This is a genomic window from Rhizobium sp. 01T437, assembly GCF_056398505.1.
The window spans coordinates 541,601-554,615 of record NZ_JBFTPM010000006.1 but is presented as its reverse complement, the minus strand read 5'-3'; the positions used below and the strand labels follow the sequence as shown (position 1 = coordinate 554,615).

Below are 13,015 nucleotides of genomic sequence, written 5' to 3'. Positions count from 1 at the left end.
AGGGGAGAAAACCGATGTCCGACGAGGCAGCCCGCATCACGAGACTCGAAGAAATGCTGGCCCATCAGGCTAAGACGATCGATGAGCTTTCCGATCAGCTTGCCGAACAATGGAAGGTCATGGAGCAGACCCGCGCCAAGCTCGACCGATTGACCGAGCGTTTCCTGAGTCTCGAGGAACAATCGCTGGAAGCGCCGGCGATCACCAAGCCGCCGCACTACTGAGCGACCATGCCGCCGAACCGTGCTTGGCGCCGCCCGAAGGCTGCCTGCAAGCAGGAAAGCGGTTTCGCGCTTTCGCCCTTTGCGATATAGCCCGGAAAGACAAAGCTGAACGAGAGACATCCCATGGCGGCCACCATCCGTTATCACCAGGGCGATATTTCCGCGGCGGATGCCGCCCGTTACACCGGCGCGATCGCGATCGATACCGAAACGCTGGGCCTCGTGCCGCGCCGGGACCGCCTTTGCGTCGTGCAGCTTTCGCCGGGTGACGGCTCTGCCGATGTGATCCGCATTGCGGCCGGCCAGAAGGAAGCGCCGAACCTTACCGCGTTGCTTGCCGATCCGTCGCGCCAGAAGATATTCCATTACGGCCGCTTCGATATCGCCGTACTCTTCCATACGTTCGGTGTCACCGCGACGCCAGTCTTCTGCACGAAGATCGCCTCGCGCCTCACGCGCACCTATACGGATCGCCACGGCCTGAAGGATAATCTGAAGGAGATGCTCGAAGTCGATATCTCCAAAGCCCAGCAATCTTCCGACTGGGCTGCCGAAACACTCTCGCAGGCGCAGCTCGAATATGCCGCCTCCGACGTGCTCTACCTGCATGCATTACGCGACAAACTGAACGAGCGCTTGATTCGTGACGGCCGCCTGGAGCATGCGACGGCCTGCTTCGAATTCCTGCCGACGCGCGCCAAGCTTGATCTTCTCGGCTGGGAAGAGGCGGATATCTTCGCCCATAGCTGACATCGGCCTTTTATCGGACATTCAGGCACGGCCGCAGACTGGGCGTCTGCGGCCGTTAGCTATTCGTTAAGATATTTTCAGTAACATTATTCTTAATTTTTATGCATTCGACGGCGCGAAATACGCCGATGCAGACAGGAGGATCTGCCGAGATGCAAGGGGCCGGATGAGCGCGGTCTCGTTGTACGACCTGCTTTCATAGCCACTTTGCGAAAGGAGCGTGCCTGTGTTGTCTCCCATTCGTTCGGCGTCCAATGCGAGCCTTTCTTCTCAGGGTCAGACGGCGGCGATCGTTGCCGGTGGCCTCGGTCGTTCGGTGGTCGCCCCCACCCCGGTGAATGCCGTTGAAGCAGCAGACCTCAATGCCGCGATTGCCGGCAAGCTGAATATTCTGCTCATTGCTGCGCGCCAGCGCATGATTGAAGCGCTTCTCGACATCATCAATGCTACGGGACGCACTATTGCGCTGCAGCGCGGTGAAGGTGAATCCGATCAGGCCTTTGCTACCCGTGTCGCTGATGCCATCCGTCGCATGCCCGACGCCGAGATCGATGCGGTCGAGCGCCAGCTTTCCGATGACGGACATAGCCTGCCGCTGAGAATGATCGCCGCAGCCCTCAAGGACCCGACCGGGCCGGAGGCCACCCGTGTCATCGCCTATCTCGAGATAGTCAGCTACAAGGACAGGGATCTCGCAGCCCGCGCCGTTGTCCGCTCTTATCGCCAGAACGATGCCGCACCGCTGCCCCGCACCGAGCCGCGGCCGGAAATCAAGCTTCAGGGAGAAAACCTGCCCGCGGCACGTCAGTCCGCAGCAAAACCGGCTGAAAATGCAGCGATGCCTGCTGCCGACGAAATCGTCCCGGCCGAAGCGGCCGTTGTCGTGACGATCGATTCAACCGTTGAGGACCAGCAGACTGGAAGCCAGCCCGCGACAGCGGCGCATGACGCTTCATCGCCGGCAACTACGCTGAGAGAGACAGAAGAAGTCCGGGTCGCACCAGCAGAACAGGAAGTGGTCGAGCCGGAAAAGGCCGAACCCGCTCTCGAGCAGCAGGCAATCTCCGCCAAGGCTGATCCGGTTATCCCGCGCAACTGGACCGGCATCGCCAGCTCCATGACCGAACAGGTTTCGCAGATGATCGCAACGATCATCCGCGAGCAGGAGGCAATCGTCCTGTTGACGGATGCGCCTGTCGAAGCCGCAGTCGAAATCGATGCTATGCTGGACGAGGCCGTCATCAGCGAGGCGACGGAGAGCCTTGTTCGCACAACCCCGGAAGATGTGGTCGAGCCTGCATCTACCCAGGCGGCCCAGGCTTCTCGCCCGTCCCAGGCCGAAATCACCGCAGTTGCCCAGACGGCGCGTCCCATCAGAGAAATCGCCGCACAGCCGCAGCCGGTTTCCATCCCGGTCGTCGAGACGCCTTCCTATGTTCCGCTTGCAGCCCGCATGCCGGAAGGGCTTCCCTACGCGCAAACGCCTTACCAGTTCGCCCGCGATGAATATAAGGCGACCAAGGCCGATGAACCCCCTCGTCGCCATCACGAAAACGGCAGCTCGCAGGATCAGCAGCAACAGCCGCAGGCGCAATCCGGTCAGGGCGGCGATGAACAGCAGGCCGGCGGAGAGGAAGCCCCGCGGGAGGAACGGCGCCAGCCGAAAATGTTTGATCCCGATCCGTCTACTGCTCCGGCAACGGTCGCCGACCCGGTCTATGCTCTCTACCAGCGCATGGTCGGCTGGGAATAGTCAGGAGCAATTCCAGCAAAAGTGCTCAACGATTTTGCGTCCGGAATTGCCTGGGTACAAAGAACTCCAGAAACCTCCCAAAACGAAAGAACCCGCCGGATCGCTCCGGCGGGCTCTTCATTTCAACGGATCGGCGAAGGACTATTCGCCGCCGCGGTTCTTCAGAGCCGCGCCAAGGATGTCGCCGAGCGAAGCGCCCGAGTCGGACGAACCGAACTGAGCAACGGCTTCCTTCTCTTCTGCGATTTCCAGAGCCTTGATGGACAGCATGATCTTGCGGTCCTTCTTGGAGAAGTTGGTCACGCGGGCGTCAACCGTCTGACCGACCGAGAAGCGCTCAGGACGCTGCTCGTCGCGGTCGCGAGCGAGGTCGGCGCGACGGATGAAGGAAGTGATGTCCTCGTGGTTGACGAGCTTCACTTCGATACCGCCGTCGTTGATCGCGATGACTTCGCAGGAAACAACTGCATTCTTGCGCAGGTCGCCGGAAGCTGCTGCTTCGCCGACTGCATCCTTGCCGAGCTGCTTGATGCCGAGCGAGATGCGTTCCTTCTCGACGTCGACGTCGAGAACGACTGCCTTGACAACGTCACCCTTGTTGAACTCCTCGATGACCTGTTCGCCCGGACGGTTCCAGTCGAGGTCGGAGAGGTGAACCATGCCGTCGACATCGCCGTCGAGGCCGATGAACAGGCCGAATTCGGTCTTGTTCTTGACTTCGCCTTCGACTTCAGTGCCGGCCGGATGGCTGCGGGCGAATGCTGCCCACGGGTTTTCCAGCGTCTGCTTGAGGCCGAGCGAAATACGGCGCTTGGACGGATCGACCTCGAGAACGACGACTTCGACTTCCTGGCTCGTGGACAGGATCTTGCCGGGGTGAACGTTCTTCTTGGTCCAGGACATTTCCGAGATGTGGATCAGGCCTTCGATGCCCGGCTCCAGCTCGACGAACGCACCGTAGTCGGTGATGTTCGTGACGGTACCGGAGATCTTCTTGCCTTCCGGATACTTGGCCTGGATGCCATCCCACGGATCGGACTCGAGCTGCTTCATGCCGAGCGAGATACGGTGGGTTTCCTGGTTGATGCGGATGATCTGAACCTTGACCTGCTGGCCGATGTTCAGGATTTCCGACGGATGGTTCACACGGCGCCATGCCATGTCGGTGACGTGCAGCAGGCCGTCGATGCCGCCGAGGTCAACGAACGCACCGTAWTCGGTGATGTTCTTGACGACGCCGTCRAYRACCTGGCCYTCTTCGAGGTTCTGAACGATTTCAGAACGCTGTTCGGCACGGGATTCTTCCAGAACCGTACGGCGCGAAACCACGATGTTGCCGCGGCGCTTGTCCATCTTGAGGATTTCGAAGGGCTGCGGGTTGTGCATGAGGGGCGTAACGTCGCGGATCGGACGGATGTCGACCTGAGAACGCGGCAGGAAGGCGATCGCACCGTCGAGGTCGACCGTGAAGCCACCCTTGACCTGGTTGAAGATGACGCCTTCGACGCGCTCGCCAGCTTCGAACTTGGCTTCGAGCTTGATCCAGCTTTCTTCGCGGCGAGCCTTCTCGCGCGACAGAACAGCTTCGCCAAGCGCGTTTTCGATGCGCTCGACGTATACTTCGACTTCGTCGCCGACCTTCAGCGAACCGTCCTTGGCACGTGCGCCGAATTCCTTGAGCGCGATGCGGCCTTCGACCTTCAGGCCAACGTCAACAACGGCGACATCCTTTTCGATGCCCGTGACGATACCCTTGGTAACATAGCCTTCAGCCAGATCGTTCTTGGCAAAGGACTCTTCGAGAAGGGCCGCGAAATCCTCGCGAGAGGGAGTAGCTACTGACATAAAATCTCCTGCGTGGCCTTCGATAGCTTCAAGGCTCACGTATGCGCCGGTTGGTTCGAGTTGAATGGGCCTGAACCCAGTCCGCCTTCTTTCAAGAAGGCAATCCGGCGCTTGGACGGAATTTCAGGCTTGCTTTCGCATGAGCGTCCCGCGCACGAAGCGCGGAAAACCGCTTGATTAGGCATTTCGGCTCAAGGCGGCGTCGATAAACGACTTAGCAGCTTGAAACGCGGCCTCTATACTCATTTCCGACGTGTCAAGCAAGTGCGCATCGACCGCCGGTTTCATCGGACTATCAGCCCTGTTCATGTCGCGATCATCGCGTCGCTTGACGTCTTCGAAAATCGCCTCGAAATCTGCTTCGCCGCCCTTGCTGATGATCTCGTCGTAGCGGCGTGTTGCGCGCACTTCCGGCGATGCCGTCACATAGAGCTTCACAGGTGCCGCGGGGCAGACGACAGTGCCGATATCGCGTCCGTCGAGAACTGTCCCCGGCAGCTTCTCGGAAAACCGCCGCTGCGCCTCGACCAGCGCCCGGCGAACCGCCGGCATCACGGCAATCTTCGAGGCGGCTTCGCCGATCTCATGTCTCGACAATATATCGCGATCCAGACCGGCGAGTTCAACCTCGCGCGCCATCTTTTCAGCGACCGTCTCGTCATCGAGCGGCAGCCCAGCATCGATGAGCGCCTTGGCCGTCGCCCGATAGGTGAGGCCGGTGTCGAGATGGTGAAAGCCGTACTGCTCCGCGATCCTGCGCGAAAGCGTGCCCTTGCCTGCCGCGGCAGGGCCGTCGATGGCGATGATGAAGCTGCCGGTCATGAAGTCATTCCGTGCCGAGGCCGCCGTAACGGCGCACCAGTTCCTGCATTTCGGCTTGCTCTGCCATCTCCTCGAGGCCCTTGGCAACACCCTCGCGGTCGGCGACCGGCCGGTTCTGGCTCACCTTCCACTTGCCCTCGATCGCGGCGATTTCGATTTCGACACCAATGATGCCCTTGAGCTGCGCACGGATGAAGTCCTCTGGCGCATCGCCGACCGACCATGGTTTCTCACGCGGGCCCTCATGCTCGCCGGTAATTGCATTGATCTGCGCAAGCAGCCAGCCAGCATCCTCGATCACCCGTGCCTGCCCGCGTGCCTGCACGATCGCATAGTTCCAGGTCGGCACCACTTTGCCGGTCTCGGCCTTGGTCTGGTACCAGGACGGTGTGACATAGGAATCCGCGCCCTGGAAGACGGCAAGCACCGGCGCGCCTGCGGCAATGTCCCGCCACTGCCCGTTCGCCCGCGCCAGATGCAGCCGCAGCGTTCCCTTCTCTGATGCGCCGGCGTCGAGATGGAAGGGCACGGAATTGGCGACCAGCCCGGAAGCCCCTGCCGTGATCAGCAGGCCAAGCGGATGCGCACGGATCAGCGCATGCTGCACATTGAGATCGTCTTCGCGGAAATGTGGTGGCTGGTACATGTCAGGCCTGTTCGATCTTCGCCCCGAGGCTCTCCATCAGATCCCTGAACTGCGGAAAGCTAGTTGCAATCATACTGCTGTCGTCAATACTGACAGGATGCTCCGAAGCCAGCCCCATGACAAGGAAGCTCATGGCGATACGATGGTCGAGATGCGTGATGACCTGCTCGCCGGCAGCATTGCCAAGCCCCATGCCATCCGGCCGGCCAGTAACGGAAAGCCAGTCCTTGCCTTCCTCGCATTCGACGCCGTTGAGCTTCAGCCCTTCCGTGACAGCTGAGAGCCGATCCGATTCCTTGACCCGCAGTTCCTGCAGGCCGTTCATCACCGTTCGGTCCTTGGCAAAGGCGGCGGCGACGGCAAGTACCGGATATTCATCGATCATCGACGGTGCCCGCTCTGTCGGAACGGTGACACCGGTCAATTCCGAATGGCGCACGCGCAGGTCCGCGACATCTTCGCCGCCCGCAAGCCGCGGATCGAGGATCTCGATATCGGCGCCCATCTCCTGCAGCGTCAGGATCAGTCCCGTCCGCGTCGGGTTCATCAGCACATTGGAAATGGTGACGTCCGAGCCCGGCACCAGCAAAGCCGCCACCAGCGGGAACGCGGCGGAGGAGGGGTCGCCAGGCACGTCGATGATCTGGCCGGTCAGCTTGCCGCGGCCTTGCAGCCGGATCGTCCGCGTGCCGTCCCTGTCGGTCTTGATCGAAAGTTCGGCGCCGAAACCAGCCAGCATCTTTTCGGTGTGATCACGCGTGATCGCCGGCTCGATAGCCGTCGTCACACCCGGTATGTTGAGGCCGGCCAGCAAGATCGCCGACTTCACCTGCGCCGAGGCGACGGGCAGGGTGTAGCGGATCGGGGCCGGCGTTTCCGGCCCGCGCAGCATGACAGGCAGGCGGTCGCCCTCCACGGCCTTGACCTGTACGCCGATGCGGCGCAACGGATCGAGCACGCGGCCCATCGGCCGCCGGGAAAGCGAGGCGTCGCCGGTAAAGACGGTGTCGAAATCGTAAACGCCTGCAAGGCCCATGGTCAGGCGCGCGCCGGTGCCGGAATTGCCGAAATCGAGCGAAACCTCCGGTGCAAGCAATGCGCCGTTGCCTGTTCCGTTAATGATCCACGCGTCGCCCTCCTTGCGGATCACGGCACCCATGGCCTGCATCACCTTGCCGGTATTGAGCACATCCTCGCCTTCGAGGAGCCCGGTAACGCGCGTTTGCCCCGATGCCAGCCCGCCGAGTATCAGCGCGCGATGCGAGATCGACTTGTCGCCGGGAATACGGACGGTTCCGGAAAGCCCGGAGGATTTGCGGGCGACGGCCGGCTTCGATGCGGAACCCTGCGACATGGGCTAATCCCTTGCAAAGGCAATATATTCGCGCCGCTCACAGCTCGGCGCCGGGATGTTTTTCCGGCGGGCCTTGCAGCAATCGCGGCTGGTTAGCACAAACTTGCCGAACGGTCATCCGGAATGGCGGTGAAAAGCCTGAAGTGCCCCGTGAAGTTTAGCTTTGACATGAGAAGCCGTAGCGATTATGGGGACCGGCTTATAAATTCCGAATAGAACGCCGGTTTGACGGCATTTGCCGAATTTCTCATTCGGCCATTCTCACGAGGCTTATAGTGGCGAAAGCGGAACTTGGTACCAAGCGCACTGATCCGGAAACCGGCAAGAAGTTCTACGATCTGAACCGGGATCCGATCGTCTCCCCTTATACCGGCAAATCCTATCCTTTGTCCTTCTTCCAAGAAACCTCGGCACTCGCCGAAGTTCAGGATGAGGACGAGGTTGCCGAAGTCGATACCGAAAACACCGAAGTCGAACTGGTTTCGCTCGAAGACGCCGATGACGCCGCTTCCGGCGACGATATCCCTGATATCGGCGACGACGAAGTCGAAGTCGAAGGCGATGACGACGATACCTTCCTCGAAGTTGATGAAGATGACGAGGATGACGACATGAGCGACATCATCGGCGTCACCGGTGACGACGACGAAGTCTGAGCGAACGAATACCGGCCCGGATGACAAAAATTTCCCGGGCCGGATTTTTTAGGCTTGCCATCTGCGAAAACCGCAAGTAATAAGCCGCCACTCCAGAGGGAACGCCTTCGGAGTATCCCAGGACCGGCGCAAGCCGGACCACCCTGATGGGGCTATAGCTCAGCTGGGAGAGCGCTTGCATGGCATGCAAGAGGTCAGCGGTTCGATCCCGCTTAGCTCCACCAAATCTCTCCGAATGCAGTTCAGTAAGCACTTCAGGTCAGCATAACTGACATTTGTCAAAAGCTGTCTGGTTGCCACTTTTGCTGACGGCTGAAATCAGGTTCTTATATCGTGCGTCGAGGCCAGCCGATTCGGCGCTTCCCGGACCCGAACCCATGACACGAGCAAGACGCCGCCGCATCATCAGAACCCGCAGGACTGCGACCGGACTGGCGCTGGTTGGCTCGATTTCCTTTCTTGCGGGAATGACGGATGCGACCGGCCTGCTTCTGACCGGCGACTTCGTATCCTTCATGACAGGCAATACGACACGGGCGGCATTGGCGCTGAGCAGCGGCGATGTCAGGCATGCCGCCGTGCTTGTGTCGGCCATCATCGTCTTCGTGCTCGGCAATGCCGCCGGCATAGTCGTCGCGCATCGCGCGGAACGGCGCATCTTCGTCGTGCTCTGCTGCGTCAGCCTCATGCTGGCGCTAGCCTCGATGATGACGCTGCAGGATCTGTTGATGGCGCGTTTCTATGTGATCGTTCTCGCAATGGGCATGGTGAACGCGGCGGTCGAGCATATAGAAGGGCTGCCGATCGGCCTGACCTATGTGACCGGTGCGCTGTCGCGCTTCGGCCGCGGCATAGGCCGCTGGATCATTGGCGACCGGCGCCTCGACTGGACCATCCAGATCGTGCCATGGGGCGGCATGGTGCTCGGTGCTATCAGCGGGGCCCTCATGACGCGTCTTGTGGGCGCGCAGGCGCTGTGGCTGGTCTCCGTCTTCGCGATGGCGCTGGCGATTGTCGCCCTGTTTATCCCCCGCCCACTGCAGCGTCGGTTCAATCAAACAATCGGAGCCTCCGGCCCGCATTCGGCGCGTGCCAGATAACCCCCGTCATCACCCAGCCGAGCCTGAACGCAGAGAAACTGGGGACCGCCCTTCGCGAATGGTACGGCCTCGCAGGCTACTACTTCGCCGGCCGCACCCCGGCGCTCTTTCCGAGCTGAGGCCTATTTCTTGGAGATGGTGACGAATTTCGTACCCCGCACGCGGGTGGTGACGACGCAAGGGTCGCCGCCGGTGCGATCGCAGAAGCGCGGGTTCATTTTCATGGCGAGCACCATATTGCCGAAACGCTGGACGAAGTCGTAGCCGTAGATCTGCGCGGTCGCGATCATGAAGTAGCCGCCTTCGGCCACCTGCAGATAAAAATTATAGGTGCAGCCGTCTTCGTTGCACTGCGGACCCTTCTGGCCGTCGCAGGTGAGTTCGCCCTCGTTGACGACCACGTCCATGAGGCCGTCATTATTGATATCCTGGCGGATGAGGAAACCGTCACCGAAGGATGATTCCGTGCATTGTGCCTGGAAATGCTTCTTCTCGTAGATTTCCGGGTCGGAGATCAGCGATTGCTGTGCGAAAGCCGCCACCGGCATGACCAGCAGCAGAACGATGTTCAGGAGTACGGGCAGCAGCTTCACGGCTTTCCTCTTATGGATAAAGGCTCTCTGGCCTTCCATTCTGTATGCGCCGCCTTGCGCCGCCCTTGCCGCAATGATTCAGTGTGCCTCGTTCCGCCGGTCTGGAGGCCTCGATGTCATTGCTCGTCTAGCTCGATTACGCCGGCATTGCCCTCTTTGCCGCAACCGGCGCGCTGGCCGCCTCGCGCAAGCAGCTCGACCTGATCGGCTTCCTGTTTTTCGCGATTGTGACGGGGACGGGCGGCGGTACAGTGCGCGATATCATTCTCGGCCGCGTGCCGGTCTTCTGGGTGTTGAACCCGTTCTATATCGTTATCTGCTGCATTGCGGGTGTCGTCGTCTTCTTTACCGCCCATCTCCTGGAATCGCGCTATCGCCTGCTGATCTGGCTCGATGCGGTCGGTCTTGCCGCCTATTGTGTGCTCGGCGCCGCCAAGGGGCTGGCCGCCACCGGTTCGCCGACGATCGCCATTGTCACCGGCGCCTTGACGGCGACCTTCGGCGGCATCCTGCGCGATCTCCTGGCAAACGAACCATCCGTGCTGCTGCGTCCGGAAATCTACGTGACGGCGGCCCTGGTAGGATCTGGCGTCTTTACCGGCGTCAATGCGCTTGGCGCCGAGCTCTATATCGCATCGGCCTGCGGGGTCGCGGCAGCATTCGCAGTACGCGGCGGCGCCCTGTGGTTCGGCTGGACATTCCCGACCTACAAGCACATGCCCGGCCGTCATCCTGACGATGTGATGTAAAAGTCAGCCTTGCTTCTGCCGTAGACGGATCACCACGTCGACATGGGCGATTTCCATGCCCTCGGGCGGCGACGGCAGATTGGCGATGGTCAGATTGCTGATCGGAATATCAAGCACCTCGTTTTCGCCTTCGATGAAAAAGTGATGGTGATCGGAGACATTGGTGTCGAAATAGGTCTTGGCACTCTCGACGGCGAGAACGCGGATCAGGCCGGCTTCTGTGAACTGATGCAGCGTGTTGTAGACCGTCGCGAGCGAAACCGGCACGCCAGCGGCAACCGCTTCCTCGTGCAGTTCCTCGACGGTCAAGTGCCGGTCGCCCTTGGCAAACAGGAGGTCGCCAAGCGCGACGCGCTGGCGGGTGGGACGCAGGCCTGCGCTACGCAGCCTGACCTCAATGGCGATCGGGGTTTCACCCGTCATTAACACCAACTCCGGTTATTCTGGCGAAAAGCAATCATGTTTGTTCAAAGCGATATAACTTTTGCGCAAAAGCCTTTCAATAGTTCAATGGGGACAAGAGCCTTCGAAAGGCCGCAAAAACGGGCTTTTGACGCAATTAGGTCTGGTCGCGGCCTTGGCCTTCCTGTATGCGACCACCAAATACTGGCTCAGGCCCGGTCCGGAACGAAGAAATGAAGCCGCCATGCTTGCGCTTCATTTTCTGGTGAACTTGGACTAAAGACACACATCCATCGCCAAGAACGCGGGGGGAAACAGAGATTTATGACGACCAGACAGTCCAGCTACTCGTATGAAGAACTTATCGCCTGCGCACATGGCGAGCTGTTCGGGCCTGGCAATGCGCAGCTGCCTTTGCCGCCTATGCTGATGGTTCATCGCATCACGGATATCTCTGAAACGGGCGGCGCCTTCGACAAGGGCTATCTTCGGGCCGAATACGATGTTCGCCCTGACGACTGGTATTTCCCCTGCCATTTCGAAGGCAACCCGATCATGCCCGGCTGCCTTGGCCTTGACGGCATGTGGCAGCTGACCGGCTTCTATCTGGGTTGGCTCGGTGAACAGGGCCGCGGCATGGCGCTCTCGACCGGCGAAGTGAAGTTCAAGGGCATGGTCCGCCCGCACACGAAGCTGATTGAATACGGTATCGACTTCAAGCGCGTCATGCGCGGCCGTCTGGTGCTCGGCACTGCCGATGGCTGGCTGAAGGCGGATGGCGAAACCATTTATCAGGCGACCGATCTTCGCGTCGGTCTCTCGAAAGACAAGACGGCCTGAAAACCGCATTTCGAGCGGCTCACGAAAACAACAAGGGTTTGATCAGATGAGACGGGTAGTTGTCACGGGTCTAGGTGTCGTGTCTTCGATCGGAAACGACGCGGCCGAAGTCACCGAATCCCTGCGCCAGGCAAAGTCCGGTATTTCCTTCTCCAGCGATTTCGCCGAACACGGCTTCAAGTGCCAGGTTTGGGGCAGCCCCAAGCTCGGCGCCGACAAGCTCGCCGAACTGGTCGACCGCCGCGCCATGCGCTTCCTGTCGCAAGGCGGCGCCTGGAATCATGTCGCCATGAAGCAGGCGATCGCCGATTCCGGCCTGGAAGACAAGGACTACAGCGAAAACGAGCGCGTCGGCATCATCATGGGTTCCGGCGGTCCGTCCACGCGCACGCTCATCGAAGCAGCCGAGATCACCGTCAAGAACAACAGCCCGAAGCGCATCGGCCCCTTCGCCGTGCCGAAGGCCATGTCGTCCACCGCGTCCGCAACGCTTGCCACCTGGTTCAAGATCCACGGTGTCAACTATTCGATCTCGTCTGCCTGCTCGACCTCCGCGCACTGCATCGGCAACGCCGTGGAAATGATCCAGTGGGGCAAGCAGGACATGATGTTCGCCGGCGGCCACGAAGACCTCGACTGGACCATGTCGAACCTCTTCGACGCCATGGGCGCCATGTCCTCCAAGTACAACGACATGCCGGATACCGCTTCCCGAGCCTACGACGTCAGCCGTGACGGCTTCGTCATCGCCGGCGGCGCTGGTGTGCTCGTCCTCGAGGAGCTGGAACATGCCAAGGCGCGCGGCGCCAAGATCTATGCCGAAATCATTGGCTACGGCGCAACCTCCGATGGCTATGACATGGTCGCTCCCTCGGGTGAGGGTGCTATCCGTTGCATGCGTCAGGCGCTGGCGACCGTGAAGGGTGATGTCGATTATATCAACACTCACGGCACCTCGACACCGGTCGGCGACAGCAAGGAAATCGGCGCCATCCGTGCGGTTTTCGGCGAGAAGCTGCCGCATATCCAGTCCACCAAGTCGCTGACGGGCCATTCGCTCGGTGCCGCCGGTGTGCAGGAATCGATCTATTCGCTGCTGATGATGCAGGAAGGTTTCATCGGCGAAAGCGCGCATATCAAGGAACTCGATCCGGAATTCGAAGGCGTGCCGATCGTCCGCAAGCGCATCGACAATGCCAAGATCGACATTGCCCTCTCCAATTCCTTCGGCTTCGGCGGCACCAACGCCACGCTCGTGTTCCAGCGCTACAACGGATAATA

The 13,015-nt window shown here is 60.4% G+C and carries 14 protein-coding genes and 1 tRNA gene; 9 read left to right on the top strand and 6 right to left on the bottom strand.

Annotated elements, in window-relative coordinates; translation table 11 throughout:
- The first annotated feature begins 14 nt into the window (after nt 1–14).
- From AC1DM5_RS15830 to AC1DM5_RS15820, 3 genes are all read left to right on the top strand, one after another.
- Entirely contained in the window at nt 15–224 is a 210-nt protein-coding gene (locus AC1DM5_RS15830) for a SlyX family protein (RefSeq protein ID WP_007814119.1), read from the top strand.
- Nucleotides 225–347: 123 nt separating this feature from the next.
- Nucleotides 348–974, top strand: a complete 627-nt coding sequence (locus AC1DM5_RS15825) for a ribonuclease D (protein WP_037100369.1) — start codon at nt 348–350, stop codon at nt 972–974.
- A 226-nt stretch (nt 975–1,200) separates the two neighbouring features.
- Entirely contained in the window at nt 1,201–2,727 is a 1,527-nt protein-coding gene (locus AC1DM5_RS15820) for a hypothetical protein (protein ID WP_477820770.1), read from the top strand.
- A gap of 141 nt (nt 2,728–2,868) precedes the next feature.
- Here AC1DM5_RS15820 and rpsA read toward each other — a convergent pair whose 3' ends face one another.
- From rpsA to aroA, 4 genes are all read right to left on the bottom strand, one after another.
- Nucleotides 2,869–4,572, bottom strand: a complete 1,704-nt coding sequence (rpsA, locus tag AC1DM5_RS15815) for a 30S ribosomal protein S1 (protein WP_477975224.1) — start codon at nt 4,570–4,572, stop codon at nt 2,869–2,871.
- A 177-nt stretch (nt 4,573–4,749) separates the two neighbouring features.
- Entirely contained in the window at nt 4,750–5,394 is a 645-nt protein-coding gene (gene cmk / locus AC1DM5_RS15810) for a (d)CMP kinase (protein WP_477820772.1), read from the bottom strand.
- 4 nt (nt 5,395–5,398) lie between these two features.
- Complete coding sequence (locus AC1DM5_RS15805; RefSeq protein WP_477820773.1) at nt 5,399–6,040, bottom strand: FMN-binding negative transcriptional regulator; 642 nt, start codon at nt 6,038–6,040, stop codon at nt 5,399–5,401.
- Nucleotide 6,041: 1 nt separating this feature from the next.
- On the bottom strand, nt 6,042–7,394 hold the full coding sequence (gene aroA / locus AC1DM5_RS15800; RefSeq protein WP_477820774.1) for a 3-phosphoshikimate 1-carboxyvinyltransferase: 1,353 nt from the start codon (nt 7,392–7,394) through the stop codon (nt 6,042–6,044).
- A 275-nt stretch (nt 7,395–7,669) separates the two neighbouring features.
- Between aroA and AC1DM5_RS15795 the strand changes: the two genes are divergently transcribed.
- From AC1DM5_RS15795 to AC1DM5_RS15785, 3 genes are all read left to right on the top strand, one after another.
- A complete protein-coding gene (locus tag AC1DM5_RS15795; RefSeq protein ID WP_477820775.1) occupies nt 7,670–8,050 on the top strand; it encodes a TIGR02300 family protein in 381 nt (126 codons plus the stop codon).
- A 148-nt stretch (nt 8,051–8,198) separates the two neighbouring features.
- Nucleotides 8,199–8,274: transfer RNA gene (locus AC1DM5_RS15790), tRNA-Ala, on the top strand.
- 153 nt (nt 8,275–8,427) lie between these two features.
- Nucleotides 8,428–9,150: a YoaK family protein gene (locus AC1DM5_RS15785; protein ID WP_477820776.1), complete on the top strand. Its 723-nt coding sequence runs from the start codon at nt 8,428–8,430 to the stop codon at nt 9,148–9,150.
- Between the two features lie 122 nt (nt 9,151–9,272).
- On the opposite strand, the gene AC1DM5_RS15780 is transcribed toward AC1DM5_RS15785, so the two are convergent.
- Entirely contained in the window at nt 9,273–9,782 is a 510-nt protein-coding gene (locus AC1DM5_RS15780; protein ID WP_051942168.1) for a hypothetical protein, read from the bottom strand.
- Between the two features lie 107 nt (nt 9,783–9,889).
- Between AC1DM5_RS15780 and AC1DM5_RS15775 the strand changes: the two genes are divergently transcribed.
- Complete coding sequence (locus AC1DM5_RS15775; protein WP_477975244.1) at nt 9,890–10,492, top strand: trimeric intracellular cation channel family protein; 603 nt, start codon at nt 9,890–9,892, stop codon at nt 10,490–10,492.
- Nucleotides 10,493–10,495: 3 nt separating this feature from the next.
- On the opposite strand, the gene irrA is transcribed toward AC1DM5_RS15775, so the two are convergent.
- Nucleotides 10,496–10,915, bottom strand: a complete 420-nt coding sequence (irrA, locus tag AC1DM5_RS15770) for an iron response transcriptional regulator IrrA (protein ID WP_477820777.1) — start codon at nt 10,913–10,915, stop codon at nt 10,496–10,498.
- Nucleotides 10,916–11,218: 303 nt separating this feature from the next.
- Between irrA and fabA the strand changes: the two genes are divergently transcribed.
- Both fabA and fabB read left to right on the top strand, forming a co-directional pair.
- Complete coding sequence (gene fabA, locus AC1DM5_RS15765) at nt 11,219–11,734, top strand: 3-hydroxyacyl-[acyl-carrier-protein] dehydratase FabA (RefSeq protein ID WP_007814145.1); 516 nt, start codon at nt 11,219–11,221, stop codon at nt 11,732–11,734.
- A gap of 46 nt (nt 11,735–11,780) precedes the next feature.
- Nucleotides 11,781–13,013 carry a beta-ketoacyl-ACP synthase I gene (gene fabB / locus AC1DM5_RS15760; RefSeq protein WP_477820778.1) on the top strand — a complete coding sequence of 411 codons (1,233 nt, stop codon included), beginning with the start codon at nt 11,781–11,783 and terminating at the stop codon, nt 13,011–13,013.
- Nucleotides 13,014–13,015: the final 2 nt, after the last annotated feature.

What these genes read in the sequence shown, in the direction of transcription:
- AC1DM5_RS15785 (WP_477820776.1), top strand. Translation starts at nt 8,428, where the DNA reads ATGACACGAGCAAGACGCCGCCGCATCATCAGAACCCGCAGGACTGCG.
- AC1DM5_RS15780 (WP_051942168.1), bottom strand. Translation starts at nt 9,782, where the DNA reads ATGGAAGGCCAGAGAGCCTTTATCCATAAGAGGAAAGCCGTGAAGCTG.
- irrA (WP_477820777.1), bottom strand. Translation starts at nt 10,915, where the DNA reads ATGACGGGTGAAACCCCGATCGCCATTGAGGTCAGGCTGCGTAGCGCA.
- AC1DM5_RS15830 (WP_007814119.1), top strand. Translation starts at nt 15, where the DNA reads ATGTCCGACGAGGCAGCCCGCATCACGAGACTCGAAGAAATGCTGGCC.
- fabA (WP_007814145.1), top strand. Translation starts at nt 11,219, where the DNA reads ATGACGACCAGACAGTCCAGCTACTCGTATGAAGAACTTATCGCCTGC.
- AC1DM5_RS15825 (WP_037100369.1), top strand. Translation starts at nt 348, where the DNA reads ATGGCGGCCACCATCCGTTATCACCAGGGCGATATTTCCGCGGCGGAT.
- cmk (WP_477820772.1), bottom strand. Translation starts at nt 5,394, where the DNA reads ATGACCGGCAGCTTCATCATCGCCATCGACGGCCCTGCCGCGGCAGGC.
- aroA (WP_477820774.1), bottom strand. Translation starts at nt 7,394, where the DNA reads ATGTCGCAGGGTTCCGCATCGAAGCCGGCCGTCGCCCGCAAATCCTCC.
- AC1DM5_RS15805 (WP_477820773.1), bottom strand. Translation starts at nt 6,040, where the DNA reads ATGTACCAGCCACCACATTTCCGCGAAGACGATCTCAATGTGCAGCAT.
- fabB (WP_477820778.1), top strand. Translation starts at nt 11,781, where the DNA reads ATGAGACGGGTAGTTGTCACGGGTCTAGGTGTCGTGTCTTCGATCGGA.